Below are 24,163 nucleotides of genomic sequence, written 5' to 3'. Positions count from 1 at the left end.
CGCTTCACCATACAGCGTCGTATGACATACACCTTTGTATGAAACGCGGCTGCTGGCCCCGCTGCGTCCCCGTCCCGCTGATCCCCCGAGGAGACCTCTGATGGAGACGACCACCGCCGACGTGCACGCCGGGCTCGGCCCGACCCCGCCCGGGTTCCGGGCCGTGCACCCGCCGACCTTCGACTCGGTCGCGGAGGAGCGGTTGCACCGCAAGCAGGAGCTGGCCGCCGCCTTCCGGCTGTTCGGCGAGCTCGGCTTCTCGGAAGGGGTGGCCGGGCACATCACCGCACGCGACCCGGAGCACCCCCAGTGGTTCTGGGTCAACCCCTTCGGCATGAACTTCAGCCAGATCAAAGTCTCCGACCTGGTCCTGGTCGACCACGACGGCAACGTGGTGGAGGGCGAGCGCCCGGTGAACCGCGCGGCGTTCTGCATCCACTCCGAAGTGCACAAGGCCCGTCCGGACGCGGTCGCCGCCGCGCACGCGCACTCCGTGCACGGCAAGGCTTTCGCCACCCTGCGGCGCCACCTGGCACCGCTCACCCAGGACGCCTGCGCGTTCTTCGAGGACCACGGCCTGTACGAGGACTTCCGCGGCGTGGTCAACGACACCGAGGAGGGACGGCGGATCGGCGTCGCGCTCGGCGGGCACAAGGCGGTCGTGCTGGCCAACCACGGGCTGCTGACCGTCGGCCAGACCGTGGCCGAGGCCGCCTGGTGGTTCATCACCATGGAACGGTCCTGCCAGGCGCAGCTGCTGGCCATGGCCGCCGGGCACCCGCACGAGATCGACCGCGAGACCGCGCTGCAGGTGCGCGAGCAGATCGGCAGCCCGCTGTCCGGGTGGTTCCAGTTCCGGCCGATGTGGGATCGGATCACCGAGGAACAACCGGACCTGTTCGACTGAGCGGCGCGGGGGAGGACGACATGAGGTCCGCTTCCGTCCCCGAGCCCGCCCGGCCCGCGACCCCGGACGACTCCTTGCTCAGCAAGGGTGTCGCGCTGGCCCGGCGGCGACTGATCCCGGTGCTGGTCCTGATGTACGTCTTCTCGTACCTGGACCGGCTGAACCTGAGCTACGCCGAACCCTCGATCTCGCGCACGCTGGAGCTGAGCGCGACGGTCTTCGGCGCGGCGGCAGGGGCGTTCTTCCTCGGCTACGCGGTTTTGGAAGTGCCGAGCAACCTCATCCTCTACCGCCTCGGCGCGCGCAAGTGGCTCGCGCGGATCATGATCACCTGGGGTGCGGTGAGCATGCTCTCCGCGCTGGCCTGGGACGCCGCCTCGCTGATCGTCTTCCGCGTGCTGCTCGGCATCGCCGAGGCGGGCTTCATCCCCGGCGTGCTGTTCCTGCTCATGCAGTGGTTCCCGGCGCGGGAACGGGGACGCGCCACCGCGCTGCTGTTCGCCGGGCCGCTGATCGCTGGCGTCGTGGGCGGACCGCTGGCCGGACTCCTGCTCGGGCTCGACGGCGTCGCCGGGTTGCACGGCTGGCAGTGGCTCTTCCTCGTGGAAGGGCTGCCCGCTGTCCTCATCGGACTGTGGGTCGCGCGGTGGCTGCCCAACCACCCGGGCGAGGCCGGGTGGCTCGACGCCAAGACCGCGCAGGCCATGCAGGACGCCATCGCGGCCGAAGCGGCGAGCACCCGGAGCCGGGAGCAGCTCTCCCTCGGCAAGGCGTTGCGGGACCGGCGCGTCCTGCTGCTGGCTGGGATCTACCTGTGCTACCACCTCGTGACCAACGGGGTGACCTTCTGGCTGGCGGCGGTCGTCGGCCAGCTCGGCGAGCTCAGCACGACGGCGTTCAGCACGCTGATGACGATCCCGATCCTGGTGGCCGCGATCGGCCTGGTGGTCTTCGGCCGCTACGCGGGGCGCACCTCGAACAGCCGTGGCCTGCTGCTCGTCGGCCTGCTCATCGGCATCGCCGGGCTCACCGCCGCGGCGGTGCTGCCGCCCTGGCTCAGCCTGGTCGCGGTCGCGGTGGCCTCCTTCGGCTCCAGCGGTCTGCTGCCGGTCTTCTGGGAACTGCCCGCGCGGCTGCTCACCGGGCGGGCAGCGGCTGGCGGGATCGCACTGATCAACAGCATCGGGCAGCTCGGTGGCCTGGTCGGCCCGACGCTGGTCGGCGCCATCAAGGAGAGCAGCGGCTCGCTCGACCAGGCATACCTGCTGCTGGCCGGGGTCCTGGTCGTCGCCGCGCTGCTGACGCTGCTGGTGCGGTTCCCCCGCGACCAGGCCGAGACCTCGCCCTCGCCCTCAACCGAAGTGGAAGCGGAGACCCCATGACCGACCTGTTCGCTGGTCTGGACGACCGGCTCCCGGCCCTGCACGAGCTGTACCGGGACCTGCACGCCCATCCCGAGCTGTCGTTCCAGGAGGTGCGCACGGCCGGGATCGTCGCCTCCCGGCTGCGCGGCCAGGGCTGGGAGGTCACCGAAGGGGTCGGCGGCACCGGCGTGGTCGGCGTGCTGAGCTCCGGAGACGGGCCGGTGGTGCTGCTGCGGGCCGACATGGACGGCCTCCCGGTGCTGGAGGAGACCGGCCTGCCCTACGCCTCCACCCGGACCGCGGTCGACGCGGCGGGCAACGAGGTTCCGGTGATGCACGCGTGCGGCCACGACGTGCACGTCACGTGCCTGCTGGGGGCCACCGCTCAGCTCGCCCGGAACCGGGACGCCTGGCAGGGCACGGTGGTGGCGGTCTTCCAACCCGCGGAGGAGATCGGGGGCGCCCCGGCGGTGGTCCAGGACGGGTTCGCCGAGCGGTTCCCACGCGCCGACGTGTGCCTGGGCCAGCACGTCAGCCCGATCCCGGCGGGCGCGGTCGGAACCCGGCCCGGACCGGTGATGGCCGCGGCCGACACCCTGCGCGTCCGGCTGTTCGGTCGGGGAGGGCACGGTTCCCGGCCGGAATCGACCGTGGACCCGGTGGTGCTCGCGGCGGCGGTCGTGACGCGGCTGCAGTCGGTGGTGGCCCGGGAGGTCGCGGCCGGCAGCTTGGCCGTGGTGACGGTGGGCGCGATCCACGCCGGGACCAAGGCGAACATCATCCCCTCCACCGCCGAGCTGCACATCAGCGTGCGCAGCGAGACCGCGGCGATCCGCGAGCAGTTGCTCGCGGGCGTGCGGCGGATCGTCCACGGCGAGGCGGTCGCCGCCGGAGCCGACCGGGAGCCCGAGGTGGTGGTCACCGAGACCTTCCCGGTGACCGCCAACGACCCGGCGGCGACCGCGACCGTGCTCGGTGCCTTCACCGATACCTTCGGCGCCGGGCCGGTGTTCACCCTGCCGCAGCCGGTCACGGGCAGCGAGGACTTCGCCGCCTTCGGTGCCGCCCTCGGCGCGCCGTCGGTGTACTGGCTCTTCGGCGGCCTCGACCACGCCGCGTTCGACGGCCTCGACCAGGCGGCGCTGCTGGAGAACGGCGTCCCATCGCACATCCCGAGCAACCACTCACCGCTGTTCGCCCCGGCCCCGGACCCGACCATCGAGCTGGGGGTGCGCTACCTGCTCACCGCGGCCGCGCCGTGGCTGGCAGTCCGAAGTGGACGTGCTGGTGACGGGCGGGAGGACTGAAGCCGTGCCCGCAGCAGAGCTGATCTTCACCGGCGGCCCGGTGCTCACCATGGACGAGGCGGCCCCGGACGCCGAAGCCCTCGCCGTCCGGGACGGCGTGATCACCGCCGTGGGGCGGGCCGCGGACGTGCTGGCGCTGCACGGGTCCGGCACCGAGGTCGTCGACCTCGCCGGGCAGGCGCTGCTGCCCGGCTTCGTCGAGGCCCACGGGCACCCCTCGACGATGGCCCTGACCCTCGCCCCGCCCGCGATCGACGTTCGCCCGTTCACCGTGCCCACCGGGGCCGAGGTCCGCGAGCGGATCAGCGCGGCCGTGGCCGCCGCCCCGGGCAGGCCGGTGGGGGCTTACGGCATCGACCTGCTGCTGCAACGGGACCTGCCCGTTCCCACCCGCCAGTGGCTCGACGAGCTGTGCCCCGGTGCTCCGCTCGTGGTGATCTCCAACAGCGGCCACGCCGCCTACGGCAACACCGCAGCCCTGCGCGCGGCGGGGATCACGGCCGCTGCGGCCGACCCGCCGGGCGCCCGGTTCGTCCGCGACGCCGCCGGAGAACCGACCGGCGAGGTCCAGGAGACGGCCGCCCTCCTGGCCCTGCTCAGTGCGCTCGGGGACTTCCGCGACGACGCGCAGGTTTCCGCGGCGATGGACTGGGCGTTCGCCGAGCACGCCCGGGTGGGGATCACCACGGCGACCGACATGGCAACGGATCCGCAGCACGTCCCGGCGTTGCGCGCCGCCGCGGAACGCCCTGGTGCCGGACTGCGGATCCGCTCCTACCTCATCGGCACCCCCGAGCTGGCCGCGGAGCCGGGGCGGCGCTTCCCAGGCCACGCGCCCGCGGGCGAGCTGTTCGGCATCTCCGGCATGAAGCTGTGGGCCGACGGAACCCCGTGGCAGGGCAGCGTCGCCACCAGCTTCCCGTTCCTGGACAACGACGCGACCCTGCGCATCGGCATGGACCACTGCGCGCACGGCCCGATGAACTACGCCCCGGAGCAACTCGCCGACCTGGTCACCGCCTTCGCGGCGCAGGGCTTCCCACTCGCCTGCCACGTGCACGGGGACGTCACCACCGAAGCCGTCCTCGACGCCTACGCCCAGGCCGGGGCCGCCGATCCGGCGCTGCTGCGGGCGATGCGGCCGCGGTTGGAGCACTGCGGAGCCGTCACCGCGGACCAGTACCGCCGGGCCGCCGACCTGGGCGCCACCGTCAGCCTCTTCGTGGACCACATCCGCTGGTGGGGTGATGTTCTGGCCGACGACCTCTTCGGCCCCGAGGTCGCCGACAGGTGGATGTCCGCGCGGTCGGCCTGGGACGCGGGGCACCGGGTGTCCCTGCACAACGACGGTGTCTGCTCGCCCACCGACCCGCTGTCCAGCGTGGCCACCGCGATCACCCGCCGATCGCAACCCAGCGGTCGCGTTCGCGGGGCGTCCCAGCGCCTCACCACCGACGAAGCCCTGCGCGCGGTGACGGTCAACCCCGCGTGGCAGCTGCACATGGAGGACGAGATCGGCATGCTCCGCGAGGGGATGCGCGCCGACCTCGTGGTCCTCACCCGCGACCCGCGCTCGGCACCTGCCGAGGACTTCCGCGACGCGGTGGCGGTGTCGGCCACCTACCTCGGCGGGCAGCGGACCTGGCCGCGCTGAACCTCCCCCGGCGTCTGGTCGGAGGCGCCGCGACGCACCAGAAAGGCCTTGCCATGAGCCAGCCGTTCGGTTCCTACCAGAACGAGATCTACCTCGACGGCCTCTCCGGGGTGGTGCCCCGGTTCCCACTGCTCCACAGCGAGCTGGAGGCCAAGGCGCAGGCGGCGATGCCGCCCTCGGTGTGGTCATACGTCGCCGGGGGTGCTGGCGACGAGCACACGCAGCGGGCCAACACCGCGGCCTTCCAGCGCTGGGGCCTCATCCCCCGGATGCTCGTCGGAGCTGCGGAGCGCGACCTCTCCGTCGACGTGTGCGGAATGGCTTTGCCGAGCCCGTTGTTCATGGTTCCGGTCGGCGTCCTCGGCATCTGCACCCAGGACGGGCACGGGGACCTCGCCGCCGCGCGCGCCGCCGCGCGCACGGGGGTCCCGATGGTCGCCTCGACGCTGTCCGCCGATCCGATGGAGGAGGTGGCAGCGGAATTCGGTGCCACGCCGGGGATCTTTCAGCTGTACACGCCCACTGACCGGGAGCTGGCCGAGAGCCTCGTGCACCGAGCCGAGCGCGCCGGTTTCCAGGCCATCGTGGTCACCCTCGACACCTGGATCACCGGGTGGCGTCCGCGGGACCTGGCGACGGGCAACTTCCCGCAGCTGCGCGGGCACTGCCTGGCCAACTACACCAGCGACCCGGTCTTCCGCGCGCGCCTGGGCCGCGCGCCGGAGGAAGACCCGCGAGCGGCGACCCTGCTCTGGGCGCAGCTCTTCGGCAACCCGCTGACGTGGGACGACCTGCCGTGGTTGCGGTCGCTCACCGAGCTCCCGCTGATCCTGAAGGGGCTTTGCCACCCCGAGGACGTGCGGCGCGCCAAGGACCTGGGCGTGGACGGCATCTACTGCTCCACGCACGGAGGTCGCCAGGCCAACGGTGGCTTGCCCGCGCTCGACGCCCTGCCCGGGGTCGTCGAAGCTGCGGACGGGCTCCCGGTGCTCTTCGACTCCGGCGTCCGCAGCGGCGCCGACGTCATCAAGGCCATCGCACTGGGCGCCACCGCCGTCGGAGTCGGACGCCCCCTGGCCCACGGACTCGCGCTCGGTGGTGTCGACGGAGCCGTTCACGTCCTGCGCTCCCTGCTGGCCGAAGCCGACCTCATCATGGCCGTCGACGGCTACCCGACCCTCGCGGACCTCACGCCGGACGCGCTCCAGCGCGTCACGTGACGACGACCCCGGCCACCTCGACTGCCGATCGCCCGACCTCTGGAGGGGACATGCCCAACGTCACTGGACCACTGTGGGAACACGCTGCCGCGAGACCGGATGCCGTGGCGGTCAAGGCCGGGGCGGAGGTGTGGAGCTATGCGCGGCTCCGCGACGCTTGCGCCGCCTTCGGCGGGGAGCTGCGGGCGCACGGCGTGCGAGCGGGGGACCGGGTGCTGCTGGTGGCGCCCACCGTCCCCGAGTTCGTGGTCGCCTACTTCGGAGCCCAGTCGATCGGCGCCGTGGTCATCACGATGAACACGATGGCCACCGCGTTCGAGATCGACTACGTCGCCGAGGACTCCGGCGCGCGCCTGCTGGTCGTCTGGCACGAAGTGCGGCAGTCCGCGCAACGCGTAGCCGACGAGCGCGGACTGCACCTGCGGGTGCTGGAACCGGGAGCTGCGGCGGGGGAGGGTGCACCGGTGCGGAGCCCGGTGGACCGGGACCGCCAGAGCACGGCGGTCCTGCTCTACACCTCCGGGACCACCGGCCGCCCCAAGGGTGTTGAGCTCACCGTGGCCAACATCCTCGACACCGCGCGGATTTTGGTCGACCACCTGCAGCTCACCGCCGACGACCGCTGCGGCACGGGCCTGCCGCTGTTCCACGTGTTCGGCCAGGCCTCCTGCCTCAACGCGGCACTGGCGGCCGGGTGCTCGATCTCGCTGCTCTCGCCCTTCGAACCGTTGGCCATGCTGGAGATGATCCGGCGCGACCGGCTCACCCTGGTCGCCGGGGTGCCGACGATGTGGAACGCGATGCTGCACGTCGCCGGCGACTTCGGCCCGGACGACTTCGCCGACCTGCGGATGGCCTCCTCCGGCGGCGCGTCCCTGCCCGGTGAGGTGCTCAAGGCGTTCTCCGAGCGGTTCGGCTGCACCATCCTCGAGGGCTACGGGCTGACCGAGTCCACCGCCGCCGCGACGTGCAACTCCCCGGAGCAGCAGCGCGTCGGATCGGTGGGCAAGCCGCTGCCCGCCACCGAGATCGAGGTCCGCGCCCCCGAGGGGGCGGTGCTCCCGGCTGGGGAGGTGGGGGAGGTCCACCTCCGCGGGCCGAGCGTGATGAAGGGGTACTGGAACCGCCCCGAGGCCACGGCCGCCGACCTGGTGGACGGGTGGTTGCGGACCGGTGACCTCGGTCGGCTCGACGAGGACGGCTTCCTGCACGTCGTCGACCGCGCCAAGGACCTCATCATCCGCGGCGGTTACAACGTCTACCCGCGCGAGGTCGAGGAGGTGCTTCACCAGCACCCGGACATCGTCGAGGTCGCCGTCGTCGGCGTGCCCCACGAGCAGTACGGCGAGGAGGTCGCCGCAGTCATCGCCACCCGTCCCGGTGCGGAGATCGCGCCGGAGGAACTCCGCGCGTGGGCGAAGGAGAAGCTGTCCGCGTACAAGGTCCCGCACCTGGTCCGCTTCGTCGACGCGCTGCCCAAGGGCCCCACCGGCAAGGTCCAGAAACGCGCCCTGGACTGGGAAACGCTGACCAGCCGATCGGCCCCGTGAAGCGGTGCCGTCCGGAGGGCGCGGCACGCCGCGCCCTCCGGCGGTCAGGACCGCGCCGCGGTGGGGTCCGCGTGGGCGACCTCCGGGGCGAAGTGGCAGTGCAAGACGTGGCCGCCACCCAGGTCGTGCCCGGCGGGGACGGTGGTCGCGCAGTCCGGGCGGGCCATCCAGCAGCGGGTGTGGAACGGGCAGCCGGGCGGTGGGGAGATCGGCGACGGCGGGTCCCCTTCGAGCACGATGCGCTCCGGTTCCGGTTCGTCGTCGAAGCCCGGGCGCGGGATCGCGGAGAGCAGTGCCCGGGTGTACGGGTGCGCGGGGTGGTCGTACACCGCTGCGCAGTCGCCCTCCTCGACCACGCGACCCAGGTACATGGTGGCGATCCGGTCGCAGAAGTGCCGCACCACGTCGAGGTCGTGCGCGATGAACACCACGGTCAGCGACAGCTCGCGCTGCAGCTCGGCGAGCAGGTTGAGCACCTGCGCGCGCACCGAGACGTCGAGCGCGGAGACCGGTTCGTCGCAGATCAGCACCTCCGGGTTCAGCGCGATGCCGCGGGCGATGCCGATGCGCTGGCGTTGGCCGCCGGAGAACTCGTGCGGGTACCGGTCCAGGTGGTCCGGCCGCAGCCCGACCTGTTCCAGCAGCTGCTCCAACCGCGGGCGCAACCCCGCCTCCGGCACCGCGTCGCGGTGGATGCGGAACGGCTCGGCGAGGATGGAACCGACGGTCTTGCGCGGGTTGAGCGAGGCGTAGGGGTCCTGGAAGACCATCTGGATGTTGCGCCGCATCCGGGTGCGCTCGGCGCCCTTCGCGCCGTGGACGTCGATGCCGCGGTAGCGGACCTGCCCGCTGGTGGGCTTCTCCAGCGCGGTGAGCAGCCGGGTCAGCGTGGACTTGCCGCACCCGGACTCGCCGACGATGCCCAGCGCTTCGCCCTTGCGCAGCCGCAGGCTCACGCCGTCGACGGCCTTGACGGTGTCGGTCGCCAGGCCGAACCGCCCGCCGCCGCGCTTGCGGTAGTGCTTGGTGACGTCCTGCACCTCGAGGATCTGCTCGGTCACGACGAGACCTCCGCCCAGTAGTGGCACCGGGTCTGCCTGCCGTCGTCCAGCAGCAGCAGTTCCGGCTCGACCGATTCGCACTGCTCGCGCGCGATGCCGCAGCGCGGGTGGAACGCGCAGCCCGCGGGCCGCTCGGCGAGGCTCGGCGGCAACCCGCCGATCGCGGGCAGCGGACCGCCGCGGTGCGAGCGCCGCGGGATGGAGGCGACCAACCCCTGGCTGTAGGGGTGCACCGGCGCGGTGAACAGCTCGCGGATCGGCCCGTGCTCAACGACCCGCCCGGAGTACATCACCAGCGCGCGGTCGGCCATCCGGGACGCCACGCCGAGGTCGTGGGTGATCAGCACCAGCGCCAGCCCGCGCTCGGCCTGCTGCTCGGCGAGCAGGTCCAGGACCTGGGCCTGCACGGTGACGTCCAGCGCGGTGGTCGGCTCATCAGCGATCACCACGTCCGGGTCCAGGGCCAGCGCCATCGCGATGAGGATCCGCTGGCGCATCCCGCCGGAGAACTGGTGCGGGTAGTCCCCGGCGCGGCTGGCCGCCGCCGGGATCCGCACCCGGTCCATCATCTCCACCGCGCGCTGCCAGGCCTGCCGCCGCGTCGCGCCGCGGTGCAGCCGGTACAGCTCGCCGATCTGCTTGGCCACCGGCTGCACCGGGTTCAACGCGGTGAGCGCGTCCTGGAAGATCAGCGACACCCGCGAGCCGGTCACCGCTCGACGCTGCCGGTCGGACAGCGCGAGCAGGTCCTGGCCGTCGAGTGCGACGGTGCCGCCGACGACCTCGGCCGGTGGGGTGTCGAGGATCCCCATGATTGCCTGCGCGGTGACGCTCTTGCCGGAGCCGGATTCGCCGAGCACCGCGAGGGTTTCGCCCGCGGCCACGGAGAAGCTGACGTCCTGGACGGCGTGCAACCGGCCGGCGGGGGTGTGGAAGTCGACGCTGAGGCCGCGCACGTCGAGGACCGCGCGCCGGTCGGCCGGGGCGTTCATGATCGCTTTCCCTTCGGGTCGAGGCTCTCCCGCAGGCTGTCGCCGAGGACGACGAACGCCAGCACGGCGCCGGTCAGGAACAGGGCGGGGTAGAGCAGCAGGTGCGGGCTGGCCTGCCACTGGGCCTGGGCGGTGGACAGCTGCAGACCCCACGAGATCGCGGGCGGCTGGAGTCCGATGCCGAGGAAGGTCAGCGCCGCCTCGGCGGCGATGATGCCGCCGATCTCCAGTGTTTTCAGCACGATCAGCGAGGTCAGCGCGTTCGGCGCGATGTGCGTGCCGATGATGCGCAGGTGGCTGCCGCCGAGCACGCGCGCGGCCTGCACGTACTCCAGGTTGCGGATCTCGAGCACCGAGCCGCGCATGTAGCGCATGCCGCCGGGCCAGCTGAAGACGATCAGCACCAGGCTCACCGTCCAGACCGTGCGCTCCTCGAAGAGGTTGAGCACCACGATCGCGGCGATGATCATCGGCAGCCCGAACACCACGTCGGCGATGCGCGAGACCACGCCGTCGACGACGCCGCCGAAGTAGCCGGCCAGCGCGCCGAGGACCGCGGCGATCGCGAAGGTCGCGACCGTGACGATCAGGCCGATCGCGATAGACGGGCGGGCGCCGTGCACCACGTTGGCGAAGTAGTCGCAGCCCTGCATGTCGAAGCCGAACGGGTGGCCCGGCGCCGGGCCCGCGCCGCTGAGCCGCAGCTCGCAGTGCATCGGGTCGGCGGAGGTGAACAGGCTCGGCCACACCGCCATCAGCACGTAACCGGCGGCGATCAGCGCCGCCACCAAGAACAGCGGTGCGCGCAGCGGTTTCGGCAGCCGCCCGATGAGGGTGAACCGCCTGCGGGGCGCGGCGGGGGCGGGGGAGAGATCGGTTCGGTCAGCCATTGCGCACCCTCGGGTCGATGATTCCGTAGCTGATGTCCACCAGCAGGTTGACCAGCAGGTAGATCAGGATGATGAAGGTCGCCACGCCGACCACGATGGTGCCCTGCTGGGTCTGCACCGCCTGCACCAGCAGGCCGCCGATGCCGGGCAGGTTGAACACGCTCTCGACGATCACGGCACCGCCGAGCATCGCCGCCAGGCTGAGCCCGAGGTAGGTGACCACCGGGATCATCGAGTTGCGCAGCGCGTGCCCCCACACCACGCGGCCGGGCGAGGCGCCCTTGGCCCGCGCGGTCCGGATGAACTCCGAGCCCAACGTGTCGACCAGGCTCGACCTGGTCAGCCGCGCGAGCGGGGCAGCGGCCTCCAGCGCCACCACCAGCGCCGGGAGCAGGAAGCTCTGCGGCCACCCCTCGGCGATCCCGGCGATCGGGAACAACTCCAGCTCCAGCCCGAAGACCAGCTGGGCGAGGAAGGCGATGACGAACCCCGGCAGCGCCACGAACAGCACGGTGAAGGCCAGGGCCAGGTGGTCGCCGGCGCGGCCGCGGTGCAGCGCGCCGAAGATGCCGACCGCGAGGCCGATCAGCAGCTTGAGCACCCATGCGGTCAGCGCGAGCTGCAGCGTCGTCGGCCACCGCTCGGCGATCATGTCCAGCACCGGCCGGTCGAAGAAGTCGGTGCCGAAGTCGCCCCGCAGCAGCCCGCCCATGTACAGCAGGTACTGGGTGATCAGTGGTTCGTCCAGGTGGTACCGCTCGCGCAGCGCCTCCACGGTGGAGGGTGCCAGCGGGCGGTCCCCGGCCAGCGCGGCGATCGGGTCCCCGGGCATCGCGTACACCAGCGCGAAGATCAGGAACGTCACGCCGAACAGCACCGGCAGCATCGCCGCGACGCGGCGGACGAGGTATCCGAGCATGGTCGCGGCCTCACTCCTCGCGGCCGGGGCCGCACTCGAACGCGGTCAGGTAGTACTGGAGGTCGCCGCCGAGCGTGCCCGGCGTGGCGCACGTGGTGTGCGCGGCGTAGATGGCCGGGTAGTACAGCGGGATCCCGGGCATGTCGTCGAGGATCAGGTCCTCGGCGCGCTGCCAGTACCGGGCGGCCTCGAGCTCGTCGCCGCTGCCCAGCGCCTTGGCGATCAGCGCGGTGGCCTCCGGGTTGTCGTACTGCGTGTACTCGTTGCCGTCGCCGCCCTCGCGGAACATGCCCAGGTACTGGTCGGGGCTGGGGTAGATGTCGCCCCACAGGCTCAGCGCGGGACCGGTCAGGGTGCCGCTGTTCTGCGCCTGCGTGAGCTGCGCGGGCAGCACCGGCCGCAGCTTGACCTCGGCGCCCAGCTCCTGCCGCAGCGCGTTGGCGATGGCCAGCGCGATCTGGGACATCTCGGTGCCGCCGCCACCGCCGGTGTTGGAGTACCAGATGACCACCGGTTCGGTGAACCCACCGGCCTCGGCGACGAGCTGGCGCGCCCGGTCCGGGTCGTACCGGCAGTCCGCGCAGGCGTTGGCCCGGTAGGCGGGGCCGGTCGCTTCGACGATCAGGGAGCGCGCTGGGGTCGCCGAGCCGCGCAGCAGGGCACCGGCCATGGCGTCGCGGTCGATCGACAGCGAGATGGCCTTGCGCAGCCGCGGATCGCGCAGCGACTCGATGTACTCGGGGATCAGCATCTGGGTGATCTGCCGCTGCTGCGGGATCGCGAACAGCCCTTCGTCACCGAGCTGGTTGCGGGCGTCGTCGAGCAGCCCGCCGGGCAGGTTGCGCAGCACGTCGAGCAGCCCGCCGGGCAGGTTGCGCAGCACGTCGAGCTGCCCGGCCTGCACGTCGCGGTAGGCGGTGTCCTGCGACTGGTAGATCTTGAAGTGGATCTCCTCGGCCGCGCCCGGCGGCACCTCGCCCTGGTAGTCGTGCCAGCGCTTGATCACGATCCGCTCGTTGCGGTCCCAGCGGACGAACTGGTACGGGCCGTTGCCGATCGGGGCCTGGGAGTAGGCGGTCGGATCGGCCAGGCCCTCGGCCGGGATCGGGCACGCGCTGTAGGAGGCGATGATCTTCGGGAAGTCGTAGTCGGGCTGGTGGAGCGTGACGCGCAGGGTGAGGTCGTCGACCACCTCCAGCCCGCGCAGGGTCGTGGCCGTCGGCGGGTCCTCGTTGAGCTCGGCGTAGCCGTCGATGACGCTGAAGGTGGAGCTCGCCTTGTAGGCGTTGGGCCCGTAGGCGACGGCGTTCCAGGTGTCGGCGTAGGTCCGCGCGGTGATCGGCTCGCCGTTGTGGAACGTCCGGCCGGGTCGGAGCTTGATCGTCCACACCTGGCCGTCGGTGGTGTCGACGCGCTCGGCACCGCGCATCCGGATGTCGCCCGCGTCGGCGATGCCCAGCCCGGTCAGCGGCTCGCACAGTCCCATGTAGACCTGGCTGCCCGAGTTCTGCTGCGAGTTCAGCTCGTCCGGGTCCGGGTACTGCGCGACCCGCAGCACCCGCCCGGCGTCGGTGTCGTGCGCACCGCACCCCGCCAGCAGCACCAGGCACATCCCGGCAGCGAGCACCAGCCGCCTCCGGAGCTTCTGCGCCATCTGTCGTTCTCCCTCGATCCAACATTGCGCATGTGTGCTCGTTAATCGCTTTTATCGAGCAACTTCATGCAAGTTGGCTCATTATTAACGCGCCGCGTGGCGCCTGTCACTACCTCGCCGCGCATTGGTCGGACGAAGATGCCGGCCCGTGACTTCGCGTGCATGTCGTGTCACTCACGGCTTTTCCCTGGTGGTGGGATCGCGGTGACGCGGCGGGCGAGATGAAGATCGCGTGATCGATGTTGATTGGAGTGAACCTTGTTGAATCACTTTCGTGCATCTACGCTGAGGTCCCGTGGCGGCCGCGGCGGTCGCCACGCGGAGAACGACGGGTCTGGGAGGACTTGATGGCGTCTGGCGGATACCTCGTGGACGGCGAGATCGACAGCCAGCCGGAGTGCTGGTCGCGCGCATCGGAGCTGGCCCGGGAGGTGGCCGGGGTGCTGCCCGCCCGCGGCGAGCGGGTCGCCGTGGCCGGGTGCGGCACGTCGTGGTTCATGGCCATGGCCTACGCGGCCCTGCGGGAGGCTGCCGGGCACGGCGAGACGGACGCCTTCCCCGCCTCCGAGGTGCCGACCGGCCGGTCCTACGACCGCGTGCTGGTGATCACCCGCTCCGGCACCACCACCGAGGTCGTCGAACTCCTCCGGCAGTTGCGCGGAACCGCGCCCGCGGTGGCGATCACCGCGGTTCCGGACGCGCCCATCGCGGAGGTCTGCGACGAGCTGGTCGCCCTGGAGTTCGCCGACGAGCAGTCCGTGGTGCAGACCCGGTTCGCGACGACCGCGCTGGCGCTGCTGCGCGTCTCGCTCGGGGAGGACCTGACCGGGGCGGTCGCGGACGCCCGCGCGGTGCTGGAGGCCGACCTCGGTGCGCTACCGGCGGCCGAGCAGATCACCTTCCTGGGCAGCGGCTGGACGGTCGGCCTGGCCCACGAGGCGGCGCTGAAGGTGCGGGAAGCCGCTGGCCTGTGGTCCGAGGCCTACCCGGCCATGGAGTACCGGCACGGCCCGATCAGCATCGCCGAACCAGGCCGCGCCACCTGGATGTTCGGTGAGCCGCCGACCGGGTTGGCCGACGAGGTGGCGGCGGCCGGGGCGGACTTCCTCGCCAGCGGGCAGCGCGACCCGATGGCGCACCTGGTGCTGGCGCAGCGGGTCGCGGTGGCCGCGGCGGTGCAGCGCGAGCTGGACCCGGACCGCCCGCGCAACCTGACCCGGTCGATCATCCTGGACCAGGTGTGACCGAGTGCCTGCCCGGTCCCGTGGTCGGTGTCGACGTCGGCGGGACCGGGACGAAGGCGGTCCTGGTGGACACCTTCGGCGCGGTGCTGGCGCACCGTCGCAGCGCTACACCGCTGCGGGCGCCGGACACCGCCCAGCGGGTGTTGGACCTGACGTGCTCGCTGGTCGATGAGCTCGCCGTGCACGCCGCGCCGGTCGCCGTCGGTCTCGTGGTGCCCGGGATCGTCGACGAATCCCGTGGTACCGCGGTGTTCTCGGCGAACCTGGGGTGGTCGGACGTGCCGTTCGCCGCGCTCCTCGGGGCGCGGCTCGGGCTGCCGGTCGCCTTCGGGCACGACGTCCGGGCCGGGGCGCTGGCCGAACACCGCTCCGGCGCGGCGCGGGGAGCGGCGGAGGCGGTGTTCCTGCCGGTTGGCACGGGTGTTTCGGCGGCGCACGTGCACGGCGGCGGGGTGCACTCCGGCGGCGGGTACGCGGGCGAGGTCGGGCAGGTGCTCGTCGAGGTCCGCGGTCAGCGGGTCCGCCTGGAGGCCGTCGCCTCCGCGGCTGCGATCAGCCAGCGCTACCGGGAGTGGACCGGGAACCCGGTCTCGGGAGCGGCGGAGGTCGCGAGGCTCGTCGAGGACGGGGACCCGGCCGCCACCGAGGTCTGGGACGACGCCGTCGATGCGCTCGGGCAGGCGTTGATCTGGCTCACCGCGGTGCTGGCGCCGGAGGTCGTCGTAGTCGGCGGTGGTCTGTCGCAGGCCGGACCGCTGCTGTTCGGCCCGCTCGCGCGCCGGTTGGCCGCGGACTGGACCCTCGCGAGCGCGCCGCGGGTCGTGCCTGCCGCGCTCGGTGATCGCGCGGGCAGCCTGGGGGCGGCGCTGCTCGCCGCCGACCTGCTGGAAAACGCGAATTCGGTCATCAACCGCACGGAAGAGAGGTAGTGGTCATGCCCCTGGTCGGCACGGGCAGCGTTGTCGAAGCCGCCGTCCGCGAGAGCCTCGGGGTCGGGGCGTTCAACGTCATCGGCCTCGAGCACGCGGACGCCCTGGTGGCCGGAGCCGAGCGCGCTGGCGCTCCGGTGGTGCTGCAGATCAGCGAGAACTGCGCGCGCTACCACGGTGCGCTGGAACCGATCGCGTGCGCGACGTTGGCCCGCGCCCGCAAGGCCGAGGTGCCGGTGGCCGTGCACCTGGACCACGCCGAGTCCGAAGATCTGGTGGACGAGGCGATCGAGCTCGGGTTCGGCTCGGTGATGTTCGACGCGTCCAAGCAGGACTACGAGGAGAACGTGGCCCGCACCCGGGCCGTCGCGGCCCGCTGCCACGACGCCGGGCTGTGGGTCGAAGCCGAACTCGGGGAGGTCGGCGGCAAGGACGGAGTCCACGCCCCGGGCGCGCGCACCGATCCGGGCGAGGCCGTCGAGTTCGTGGCCGCCACCGGGGTGGACGCGCTGGCGGTGGCGGTCGGCACCTCGCACGCGATGCTGACGCGCGATGCCGCGCTCGACTTCGACCTGATCCGGCGGTTGGACGACGCGCTCGACGTCCCGCTGGTGCTGCACGGCTCCTCCGGTGTGTCCGATGTGGACCTGGGTGACGCGATCCGCAGCGGCATGACGAAGATCAACATCTCCACGCACCTGAACAAGGCGTTCACCGAGCCGGTGCGGGAAGCCCTGGCGGGCAACCCGGAGCTGGTCGACCCGCGCAAGTACCTCAGCGCCGGGAAGCAGGCCCTCGCGGCGGAGACCGCCCGGCTGCTCGGAGTGCTGCGGCCGTGATCATCACCGTCACCCCGAACCCGGCGCTGGACGTCAGTTACCGGGTCGCGCACCTCGAACCCGGGACCTCGCACCGCGTCCGCAGCGTCCACGAGCGGGCCGGGGGCAAGGGCCTCAACGTCAGCCGGGTGTTGCACGACCAGGGCCTGCGCACGCTCGTGACCGCGCCGGTCGGCGGCACCCGCGGCGACGCGGTCCGCGACGACCTGGCCGCGGCGGGGATCGAGCACCTCCTGCTGCCGGTGCCCGGCCCGACCCGCCGGACCGTCGCGGTGATCGCCGAGGCGGACCTGGTGGGCGAGGCGACGTTGTTCAACGAACCCGGCAGCCACCTGACGGCAGCGGACTGGCAGCGGTTCCGGGACCTCGTCGGCACCCGGTTGCCCGAGGCCTCGGTGCTGGTGTGCTCGGGGAGCCTGCCCCCGGGGTGCACTGTGGACAGCTGCGCGGAACTGGTTCGCGACGCCCACGTCCGGTCGGTGCCCGTCATCGTCGACGCCACCGGCCCAGCGCTGCTCGCCGCCGCGGCAGCCGGGGCGGACGTGGTCAAGCCCAACGCCGCGGAACTGCGCGAGACAACAGGGCAGGAAGACCCGGTCGCCGGAGCTCGGCAGCTGCGCGACCGCGGCGCGGCGGCGGTGGTGGTCTCCCTCGGTCCGGATGGTGTGCTCGCCTTTACCGAACAAGGGCTCTGGCGGGCGAAACCGCCGTACGCGGTCAGCGGCAACCCGACGGGCGCTGGTGACGCGGCGGTGGCAGCCCTCGCCGCAGGCATCTCGCGCCGCCAACCCTGGCCCGAGCGGCTGCGCACGGCCGTCGCGTGGTCCGCGGCCGCGGCTGCGGCGCCGGTCGCGGGAACACTCGACCACCACGTGCTCCGCGACATCGCCGACCGCATCGCGGTGGAACCGCTGGCCAGCTGACGTCGGGAGGGAACACTGATGGACCGGCACGCGCGACTGTCCGCCCTGCTCGACCTGCTCGGGAGACGCGGCAAGGTCACCGTGGAGGAGCTCGCCACCGAGCTCGGCGCTTCCACGGCCACGGTGCGCCGCGACCTCGACCACCTCGCCGAGCAGCAGCTGCTGACCCGCACCCGTGGTGGTGCCGTCGCGCAGAACATCGCCTACGACCTGCCGCTGCGCTACAAGGCCGCCCGCAACGCCCACGAGAAGGGGCGCATCGCCCGGGCCGCCGCGGCGATGGTCGCGCCCGGCGCGGTGGTCGGTATCAACGGCGGCACGACGACTACCGAGATCGCGCGCAGCCTGGTGGCCCGCGCCGACCTCGCCGACTCCGGTGACCGCGCCTCGCTGACCATCGTCACCAACGCCCTGAACATCGCCAACGAGCTCGTGGTGCGGCCGCAGGTGAAGATCGTGGTGACCGGCGGCGTGGCGCGGCCGCAGTCCTTCGAGCTCACCGGGCCGCTCGGCACCCACCTGCTGGCGGAGATCACCCTCGACGTGGTGTTCCTCGGCGTGGATGCCGTCGATCCGACCCGCGGCGCCTTCGCGCACAACGAAGGCGAGGCGTGCACCAACCGCCTCATGACCGAACGCGCCGACCGCGTGGTGGTCGTCTCCGACAGCTCCAAGCTCGGCCGCACCGCCTTCGCCCACATCTGCCCGACGACCTCGATCGACATGCTGCTGACCGACTCCGGCGCCGCCGCCGAGGTGGTGGCGCGCTTCGACGCCGGAGGCGTCCCGGTCAGAGCGGTGTGACCGCAGCTCAGGCGAGCAGCGCGCGGGCGTCGGCCCACATCCGCTCGACGATCTCGCCCGCCGGAGCTGTCGTGGCCAGCGCCGCGCCTTGGCCCGCCCAGTAGTTGACCCGGTCGACCCCCGGCGCACCGCCCTTGCGCCACTGGCCCACCAGCCGCCGTTGCACCGGGTAGGGCGCGGGTGCTGGAGCACCGTCGTTCGCCCAGGCCGTGACGAACGGGGTGGGCACCGCGCGTCCGAGGCGGCCGCTGTACGCGCGGGTGGGGACCGTGCGCTCCGGCGGCAGGCCGTCCAGCGCGGCGGACCAGTCGGCGTTGATGCCAGCTTCGGGGGAGCGCAGTAGCGCGGTGCCCACCTGGACCGCGCTCGCGCCGAGTGCCAGCGCCGCGGCCACCCCGCGGCCGTCAGCGATGCCGCCGGCCGCGATCACCGGCACCCGCAGGTGGTCCACCAGGTGCGGGAGCAGGGCGAACAGGCCGACATTGGTCTGCTCGGCGGTCTGCGGGTCGAAGCTGCCGCGGTGCCCACCGGCCTCCATCCCCTGGGCGACGACCGCGTCCGCACCGGCTTCCTGGGCGGACAGGGCGTCGGCGAGGGTGGTCGCGCAGGCGAACCACGCGATGCCCGCCCGGTGCAGGCGTTCGACGTAGTCGGGGGCGAACAGGCCCATGATGGAGGAGATCACCGCCGGTCGGGCGGCCAGCATGGCCTCGCACTGCTCGGCGAAGACCGGGCTCGGCGCGCCCGCCTCACCTGGCGTGCCGAAACCGGCCAGGAACCGCTCCGCGGCCTGCTGCCGCTCCGGCGCGTCGACCGGTTCGTCCGGGATCCAGGTGTTGAGCTGGCACGGGCCGCTCGTCCCGGCGCGGAACCGCGCCACCCAGCTGGCGATGCGGTCGGGCTGGTCCAGCACCACGCCGTTGGCGCCCATCCCACCGGCCTCGGCCACCGCGATCGCCAGCTCGGGCGGGCAGGCACCGGCCATGGGTGCCTCCAGGATCGGCACGCGCAGGCCGAACCTCGCGCAGAAGTCCTCAACCCGTTGCTGCGTCCGCTGTCCGGCCACCACTGCTCTCCTCATCCGTCGTCCCGAGTGCCCAGTGCAAGGAGGACGCTAGGCTGCGTGGGACATCGTGTCCAACGATGAGTGGCGAACGCAGCCATCGCCGCTCGCGAAACCATGAGGTCAGGGGCGAGTCGGGTGGAGTTGTCGGACCTGCGGATCTTCCTCGCCGTGGCGCGCACCGGCGGGATCACGCGCGCGGCGGCGGACCTGCACACCGTGCAGTCCAGCATCAGCGCGCGGATCGCCGGGCTGGAGCGGGAACTCGGCGCGACCCTGCTGCGCAGGCACGCGCGAGGGGTCGCGCTGACCGCGGCGGGGGAGCAACTCCTCGGCTACGCCCGGCAGATCACCTCGCTCGCCGACGAGGCCAGCCGCGTCGTGCGCGACGAGGCGCCCCGCGGCCCGCTGCGGATCGGCGCGATGGAGACCACGGCGGGGTTCCGGTTGCCGCCCGTGCTGGAGTCCTACACCGCGGCCTGGCCGGAGGTGGACCTGTCGGTGCTGACCGGGCCCACCGAATCGCTGGTGGCGCTGGTCGAGGACCACTCCCTGGACGGAGCGCTGGTCGCTGGTCCGGTCGACGAGCGGAGCCTGCACGAGGAGGAGGTCGGCACCGAGGAGCTGGCGGTCGTCACCGCCTCGCGGCACCGCGACCTCGACGACGCGATGCGCGGGCCCACCGGCGCCCGCCTGCTCGTGTTCCGCGCGGGGTGCGCCTACCGGCGCAACCTGGAAGCGGTCGTCCGGGCGCGCGGTGCGGAGCCGAAGGTGCTCGACTACGGCAGCGTCGAAGGCATCCTCGGGTGCGTCGCCGCCGGGCTCGGGATCACGATGCTGCCCCGGGAATTGGTCGAGCGGTCGGCGTTGCGCCCCCGGCTGCGCCTGCACCGGCCCCCGCCTGCGGAGGCGACGGCGACGACGGTGTTCGTGCGCCACCGCGACGCGCACGTCACCACGGCGCTGACCGAGTTCCACCGGCACCTCCGCGGAACGTGGGGCGGTGCGGCGGGGTTCCCGCGGGCCGCGTCATGACGGCGCGGTGTGCGCCGTCGAGCCGCGGATGACAAGTTCGCTGGGGAACTGCTGCTTGCGCGGTGGTAGCGAGCGGTCAGCCACGCGCTCCAGCAGCAGGTGCGCGGCCGCGCGGGCCATCTCCGCGATCGGTTGACGGACCGTGGTGATGTCGTAGGAGTCCCACGCGGTCATCGCGATGTCGTCGTAGCCGACCACCCACACGTCCTCGGGGACGCGGCGCCCTGCGGACACCGCGCCGTCAACCGCGCCGAGCGCGGTCAGGTCGTTGGCGCAGAAGACCGCGGTGGGCGGGTCGTCGCGGGTGAGGAGCTCGCGCATCGCCGCGCGGGCCAGGTCGTGGGCGAACCCGCCCTGGGCGGTGAGCTCGGCGGCCAGCGGTCGGCCGAGCTCGGCCAGCCGCTCGCGGAACCCGCGCTCGCGATGCCGGGCGGTGCTGGTCAGCTCCGGTCCCCGCAGGAAGCCGATCCGGGTGTGCCCGGTGGCGACCAGGTAGTCGGCCACCGCCCGGCCCCCGGCGAGGTTGTCGGTGGTGACCTGGTCGCACTCCAGCGAGTCCAGGCCGCGGTGCAGCAGCACGATCGGATCGCCCCGCCGCAGCGAGTCGGCGAGCTGCTCGGACGCCTCGGTGACGGTGGTGAAGATCAGCCCGTCCACCGTGCCCTCGTCCAGCGCGCGCAGGGCGCTGGTGTCACCGGGGTCCGGGGCGTTCCAGAGCACCATGCGCTGCCCCGCCTCGTCCAGCGCCCGGCCGACCGCTTCCAGCAGCTGCGGGTAGAAGGGGTTGGTGATGTCGGCGACCACGACGCCGACGGTCGAGGTGCGCCGGGTCCGCATGGTCCGCGCCGCGGCGTGCGGCCGGTACCCGACCTGCTCCATCGCGGCCAGCACGCGCTGCCGGGTCGCGGCGGCGACCTTGTCGCTGCCCTGCAGGACCCGGGAGACCGTCATCTGCGAAACACCGGCCAGCTGCGCCACGTCCCGGCTGGTGACCACCGAGCACCTCCGAGGTCTGCATCGAGGAAGTTAAGAGTGCGGGTTTACGTAAACACCCTAGCCGCCTACGGTGCGATGTGTACGTAAACATCCGAAGGGATCACGCCATGGTTCGCGCCCTCAAGGCCCCGGCCACCACCTCGGCGGCCACCACGACCTCGCTGCCCGACGTGCAGGAGAAGGTCGCGGCGATCATCGCCGACATCCGCACCCGCGGTGACCAGGCGGTGCGCGAGTACTCGGGCAGGTTCGACGGCTGGCAGCCCGAGTCGTTCCGGCTCTCGGCCGAGCAGATCGAGCAGATCGTCGCCCGCGTGCCCCAGCAGGTACTCGCCGACATCGAGTTCGTCCAGCGGCAGGTCCGCGGCTTCGCCGAGCGCCAGCTGGCGTCGATGCAGGAGTTCGAGGTGGAGACCCTGCCCGGTGTCCACCTGGGGCAGAAGCACATCCCGGTCTCGGCCGCGGGCGCCTACGTGCCGGGCGGGCGCTACCCGCTGCTGGCCTCGGCGCACATGACGATCCTGACCGCCAAGACCGCCGGGGTGCCGCGGGTGGTGGCCTGCACCCCGCCGATCCGCGGCGAGGTCCCGGACGCCACCGTGGCGGCCATGCACCTGGCCGGTGCCGACGAGATCTACCTGCTCGGCGGCGTGCAGGCGGTGGTGAGCATGGCGCTGGGCACCGAGACCATCGCACCGGTGGACATGCTGGCCGGTCCGGGCAACGCCTTCGTCGCGGAGGCCAAGCGCCAGCTGTTCGGCGAGATCGGCATCGACCTGTTCGCCGGTCCCACCGAGGTGCTGGTGGTCGCCGACGCGGCCGCCGACCCGTTCGTGGTGGCAGTGGACCTGCTGAGCCAGGCCGAGCACGGACCGGATTCCCCGGCGGTGCTGATCACCACCTCGGAGGAGCTCGGGCGCTCGGTCATCGAGCACGTCGACCGGCTGCTGCCGGAGATGCCCACCCGCGACAACGCCGAACCAGCCTGGCGCGACAACGGCGAGGTGCACGTGGTCGAGGACCTCGACGCGGCCTACGCGCTGGCCGACACCTACGCCAGCGAGCACGTCCAGGTCCTCACCGCGCAGCCCCGCGAAGCGCTGGCGAAGATGCGAAACTACGGCGCGCTGTTCCTCGGCGAGGGCACCTGCGTGTCCTACGGGGACAAGGTCATCGGCACCAACCACGTGCTGCCCACCCGGGGCGCGGCCCGCTACACCGGTGGGCTCTGGGTCGGCAAGTACCTCAAGACCGTGACGTACCAGGAGGTCACCGACCCGGCGGCCAGCGCGGAGCTCGGCGAGGTGTGCGGCCGGGCGGCCCGCGTGGAGCTGTTCGAGGGGCACGCCCGCTCCGGTGACGTTCGGGCCGCCAAGTTCGGCGGTGCGCAGCTGTCCTGGTCCCCCGACGAGTTCGCCCGATCCTGACCAGCCGCACCGAAAGGCGCACCGTCATGTCCTCCAACGCAATGACGCGTGCCGGGGCCCCCTCGGCGTCGAGAACGCTGACGTCGAGCACCATCGGCAGCGTCATCGAGTGGTACGACTTCACCATCTACGGCACCGCCGCGGCGCTGATCTTCAACCAGCTGTTCTTCAGCGGCATCAGCCCCGCGGCGGGCACGTTGGCGGCGTTCGGGACCTTCGCGGCCGGGTTCATCGCCCGCCCGGTCGGTGGTTTCGTGGCCGGGCACCACGGCGACCGGATCGGCCGCAAGGCGACGCTGGTGATGACCCTGGCGCTGATGGGCGGGGCCACCACGCTCATCGGGCTGCTGCCCACCTACCAGCAGATCGGCATCGCCGCACCCGCGCTGCTGGTGCTGCTGCGGCTGGTGCAGGGCTTCGCCGTCGGCGGGGAGTGGGGCGGTGCGGTGCTGATGGCCGTCGAGCACGCGCCCGACGGCAAGCGCGGCCACTACGGCGCCTGGCCGCAGACCGGCGTGTCGGCCGGGCTGCTGCTGGGCACCGGGGTGTTCAGCGTCGTCTCGCTGCTGCCGGAACCGCAGCTGCTCAGCTGGGGCTGGCGGATCCCGTTCCTGGTGAGCATCCTGCTCGCGCTGGTCGGGTTGTACATCCGGTTCCGGATCACCGAGTCGGAGTCCTTCGCGGCCGCGGTGGAGTCCGGTGGTCCGTCGCGCCGCCCGCTGGTCGAGGTGCTGCGCACCCACCCGAAGCAGATCCTGATCGCGATCGGGGTCCGCTTCGCCGAGGGCGGGAACTACTACGTGTTCACCGTCTTCATCCTCAGCTACCTCACCCAGCAGCTGGACCTGCCGCGCCAGGCCGGGCTGACCGGGGTGATGCTGGCGGCCGCGCTGAACATCGCCGCGCTGCCGCTGTGGGGTTCGCTGTCGGACCGCCTCGGCCGCCGACCGGTGTTCATCGGCGGTGCGCTGTTCATGGCCGCCTACGCCTGGCCGTTCTTCTGGCTGGTGGACACCCGGTCGCCGGTGCTCATCGCGCTGGCCCTGGCCATCGCGCTCGCGGTACCGCACGGTGCAGTGTTCGCGCCCATCGCGGCGTTCTACACCGAGCTGTTCGAACCGCACGTGCGCTACAGCGGCCTGTCCATCGGCTACCAGATCGGCAGCGTGCTGCTGGGTGGTTTCACCCCGCTGCTGGCGACGTCACTGATCCTGTGGTCCGACGGGGCGTCGTGGAGCGTGGCGGCGCTGGTCGCGGCTGGGGCACTCATCGCAGCGGCGGCGATGTTCGCCGCACCGGAGACGTTCCGGCGCAGCCTGCACGCGACCCGGAGGCCTGCGGAAGATCCCGTCGACGCGTGATCCGGGGAGCCGTCCGCCCGCTGG

General features: G+C 72.4%; 21 protein-coding genes. 14 read left to right on the top strand and 7 right to left on the bottom strand.

The window, feature by feature from the left end; all coding sequences use genetic code 11:
• Positions 1-100 precede the first annotated feature (100 nt).
• Genes ABT324_RS12570 through ABT324_RS12545 form a run of 6 tightly spaced genes read left to right on the top strand, consistent with a single transcriptional unit; the run spans position 101 to position 8,002 of the window.
• On the top strand, positions 101-907 hold the full coding sequence (locus ABT324_RS12570; RefSeq protein ID WP_351175554.1) for a class II aldolase/adducin family protein: 807 nt from the start codon (positions 101-103) through the stop codon (positions 905-907).
• Positions 908-927: 20 nt separating this feature from the next.
• Positions 928-2,289, top strand: a complete 1,362-nt coding sequence (locus ABT324_RS12565) for an MFS transporter (protein ID WP_351175552.1) — start codon at positions 928-930, stop codon at positions 2,287-2,289.
• Entirely contained in the window at positions 2,286-3,578 is a 1,293-nt protein-coding gene (locus ABT324_RS12560) for an amidohydrolase (protein WP_351175550.1), read from the top strand. Before ABT324_RS12565 ends, ABT324_RS12560 begins: the two co-directional genes overlap by 4 nt.
• Positions 3,579-3,582: 4 nt before the next feature.
• Positions 3,583-5,232, top strand: a complete 1,650-nt coding sequence (locus tag ABT324_RS12555; protein ID WP_351175548.1) for an amidohydrolase — start codon at positions 3,583-3,585, stop codon at positions 5,230-5,232.
• 53 nt (positions 5,233-5,285) lie between these two features.
• On the top strand, positions 5,286-6,452 hold the full coding sequence (locus ABT324_RS12550) for an alpha-hydroxy-acid oxidizing protein (RefSeq protein WP_351175546.1): 1,167 nt from the start codon (positions 5,286-5,288) through the stop codon (positions 6,450-6,452).
• Positions 6,453-6,502: 50 nt separating this feature from the next.
• Positions 6,503-8,002 carry a class I adenylate-forming enzyme family protein gene (locus ABT324_RS12545; RefSeq protein ID WP_351175544.1) on the top strand — a complete coding sequence of 500 codons (1,500 nt, stop codon included), beginning with the start codon at positions 6,503-6,505 and terminating at the stop codon, positions 8,000-8,002.
• 44 nt (positions 8,003-8,046) lie between these two features.
• Here the strand turns inward: ABT324_RS12545 and ABT324_RS12540 are convergent, their stop codons facing one another.
• The 5 genes from ABT324_RS12540 to ABT324_RS12520 are packed head-to-tail and all read right to left on the bottom strand — an operon-like array spanning position 8,047 to position 13,518.
• The gene (locus ABT324_RS12540; protein ID WP_351175542.1) at positions 8,047-9,063 is read right to left on the bottom strand and encodes an ABC transporter ATP-binding protein; all 1,017 of its coding nucleotides are present in this window, start codon (positions 9,061-9,063) and stop codon (positions 8,047-8,049) included.
• On the bottom strand, positions 9,060-10,055 hold the full coding sequence (locus ABT324_RS12535; protein ID WP_351175540.1) for an ABC transporter ATP-binding protein: 996 nt from the start codon (positions 10,053-10,055) through the stop codon (positions 9,060-9,062). Before ABT324_RS12535 ends, ABT324_RS12540 begins: the two co-directional genes overlap by 4 nt.
• A complete protein-coding gene (locus ABT324_RS12530; protein ID WP_351175538.1) occupies positions 10,052-10,945 on the bottom strand; it encodes an ABC transporter permease in 894 nt (297 codons plus the stop codon). The genes ABT324_RS12535 and ABT324_RS12530 overlap by 4 nt, the downstream gene beginning before the upstream one ends.
• Positions 10,938-11,864 carry an ABC transporter permease gene (locus tag ABT324_RS12525; protein WP_351175536.1) on the bottom strand — a complete coding sequence of 309 codons (927 nt, stop codon included), beginning with the start codon at positions 11,862-11,864 and terminating at the stop codon, positions 10,938-10,940. The genes ABT324_RS12530 and ABT324_RS12525 overlap by 8 nt, the downstream gene beginning before the upstream one ends.
• A 10-nt stretch (positions 11,865-11,874) precedes the next feature.
• Positions 11,875-13,518 (bottom strand): peptide ABC transporter substrate-binding protein, encoded by a 1,644-nt coding sequence (locus ABT324_RS12520; RefSeq protein WP_351175534.1) that lies wholly within the window; start codon positions 13,516-13,518, stop codon positions 11,875-11,877.
• A gap of 347 nt (positions 13,519-13,865) precedes the next feature.
• On the opposite strand from ABT324_RS12520, the gene ABT324_RS12515 reads away from it, so the two are divergent.
• The 5 genes from ABT324_RS12515 to ABT324_RS12495 are packed head-to-tail and all read left to right on the top strand — an operon-like array spanning position 13,866 to position 18,257.
• A complete protein-coding gene (locus ABT324_RS12515) occupies positions 13,866-14,762 on the top strand; it encodes an SIS domain-containing protein (RefSeq protein WP_351175532.1) in 897 nt (298 codons plus the stop codon).
• A complete protein-coding gene (locus ABT324_RS12510; RefSeq protein WP_351175530.1) occupies positions 14,759-15,691 on the top strand; it encodes an ROK family protein in 933 nt (310 codons plus the stop codon). The genes ABT324_RS12515 and ABT324_RS12510 overlap by 4 nt, the downstream gene beginning before the upstream one ends.
• A gap of 5 nt (positions 15,692-15,696) precedes the next feature.
• Positions 15,697-16,530: a class II fructose-bisphosphate aldolase gene (locus tag ABT324_RS12505; protein ID WP_351175528.1), complete on the top strand. Its 834-nt coding sequence runs from the start codon at positions 15,697-15,699 to the stop codon at positions 16,528-16,530.
• Positions 16,527-17,453: a 1-phosphofructokinase family hexose kinase gene (locus ABT324_RS12500; protein ID WP_351175526.1), complete on the top strand. Its 927-nt coding sequence runs from the start codon at positions 16,527-16,529 to the stop codon at positions 17,451-17,453. The genes ABT324_RS12505 and ABT324_RS12500 overlap by 4 nt, the downstream gene beginning before the upstream one ends.
• A gap of 18 nt (positions 17,454-17,471) precedes the next feature.
• The gene (locus tag ABT324_RS12495) at positions 17,472-18,257 is read left to right on the top strand and encodes a DeoR/GlpR family DNA-binding transcription regulator (RefSeq protein ID WP_351175524.1); all 786 of its coding nucleotides are present in this window, start codon (positions 17,472-17,474) and stop codon (positions 18,255-18,257) included.
• Between the two features lie 7 nt (positions 18,258-18,264).
• On the opposite strand, the gene ABT324_RS12490 is transcribed toward ABT324_RS12495, so the two are convergent.
• Positions 18,265-19,323, bottom strand: a complete 1,059-nt coding sequence (locus tag ABT324_RS12490; protein WP_351175522.1) for an NAD(P)H-dependent flavin oxidoreductase — start codon at positions 19,321-19,323, stop codon at positions 18,265-18,267.
• A 135-nt stretch (positions 19,324-19,458) separates the two neighbouring features.
• Here ABT324_RS12490 and ABT324_RS12485 point away from each other — a divergent pair, with 135 nt between their 5' ends.
• Complete coding sequence (locus ABT324_RS12485; RefSeq protein ID WP_351175520.1) at positions 19,459-20,355, top strand: LysR substrate-binding domain-containing protein; 897 nt, start codon at positions 19,459-19,461, stop codon at positions 20,353-20,355.
• On the opposite strand, the gene ABT324_RS12480 is transcribed toward ABT324_RS12485, so the two are convergent.
• Positions 20,350-21,351, bottom strand: a complete 1,002-nt coding sequence (locus ABT324_RS12480; protein ID WP_351175518.1) for a LacI family DNA-binding transcriptional regulator — start codon at positions 21,349-21,351, stop codon at positions 20,350-20,352. The two genes, ABT324_RS12485 and ABT324_RS12480, sit on opposite strands and share 6 nt — an antisense overlap.
• A 107-nt stretch (positions 21,352-21,458) precedes the next feature.
• On the opposite strand from ABT324_RS12480, the gene hisD reads away from it, so the two are divergent.
• Complete coding sequence (gene hisD, locus ABT324_RS12475; protein WP_351175516.1) at positions 21,459-22,778, top strand: histidinol dehydrogenase; 1,320 nt, start codon at positions 21,459-21,461, stop codon at positions 22,776-22,778.
• Positions 22,779-22,804: 26 nt separating this feature from the next.
• Positions 22,805-24,139 carry an MFS transporter gene (locus ABT324_RS12470; protein WP_351175514.1) on the top strand — a complete coding sequence of 445 codons (1,335 nt, stop codon included), beginning with the start codon at positions 22,805-22,807 and terminating at the stop codon, positions 24,137-24,139.
• Positions 24,140-24,163 lie beyond the last annotated feature (24 nt).

The organism is Saccharopolyspora sp. NPDC000359 (genome assembly GCF_040300525.1).
Taxonomy (GTDB): Bacteria; Actinomycetota; Actinomycetes; order Mycobacteriales; family Pseudonocardiaceae; genus Saccharopolyspora.
This window is presented reverse-complemented; position numbering and strand designations above follow the sequence as displayed.

Excerpts from the sequence above, each read along its gene's own strand:
- ABT324_RS12535 (WP_351175540.1), bottom strand. The coding sequence starts at position 10,055 with ATGAACGCCCCGGCCGACCGGCGCGCGGTCCTCGACGTGCGCGGCCTC.
- ABT324_RS12470 (WP_351175514.1), top strand. The coding sequence starts at position 22,805 with ATGTCCTCCAACGCAATGACGCGTGCCGGGGCCCCCTCGGCGTCGAGA.
- ABT324_RS12545 (WP_351175544.1), top strand. The coding sequence starts at position 6,503 with ATGCCCAACGTCACTGGACCACTGTGGGAACACGCTGCCGCGAGACCG.
- ABT324_RS12520 (WP_351175534.1), bottom strand. The coding sequence starts at position 13,518 with ATGGCGCAGAAGCTCCGGAGGCGGCTGGTGCTCGCTGCCGGGATGTGC.
- ABT324_RS12515 (WP_351175532.1), top strand. The coding sequence starts at position 13,866 with ATGGCGTCTGGCGGATACCTCGTGGACGGCGAGATCGACAGCCAGCCG.
- ABT324_RS12530 (WP_351175538.1), bottom strand. The coding sequence starts at position 10,945 with ATGGCTGACCGAACCGATCTCTCCCCCGCCCCCGCCGCGCCCCGCAGG.
- ABT324_RS12550 (WP_351175546.1), top strand. The coding sequence starts at position 5,286 with ATGAGCCAGCCGTTCGGTTCCTACCAGAACGAGATCTACCTCGACGGC.
- ABT324_RS12565 (WP_351175552.1), top strand. The coding sequence starts at position 928 with ATGAGGTCCGCTTCCGTCCCCGAGCCCGCCCGGCCCGCGACCCCGGAC.
- ABT324_RS12570 (WP_351175554.1), top strand. The coding sequence starts at position 101 with ATGGAGACGACCACCGCCGACGTGCACGCCGGGCTCGGCCCGACCCCG.
- ABT324_RS12495 (WP_351175524.1), top strand. The coding sequence starts at position 17,472 with ATGGACCGGCACGCGCGACTGTCCGCCCTGCTCGACCTGCTCGGGAGA.
- hisD (WP_351175516.1), top strand. The coding sequence starts at position 21,459 with ATGGTTCGCGCCCTCAAGGCCCCGGCCACCACCTCGGCGGCCACCACG.
- ABT324_RS12505 (WP_351175528.1), top strand. The coding sequence starts at position 15,697 with ATGCCCCTGGTCGGCACGGGCAGCGTTGTCGAAGCCGCCGTCCGCGAG.
- ABT324_RS12560 (WP_351175550.1), top strand. The coding sequence starts at position 2,286 with ATGACCGACCTGTTCGCTGGTCTGGACGACCGGCTCCCGGCCCTGCAC.
- ABT324_RS12525 (WP_351175536.1), bottom strand. The coding sequence starts at position 11,864 with ATGCTCGGATACCTCGTCCGCCGCGTCGCGGCGATGCTGCCGGTGCTG.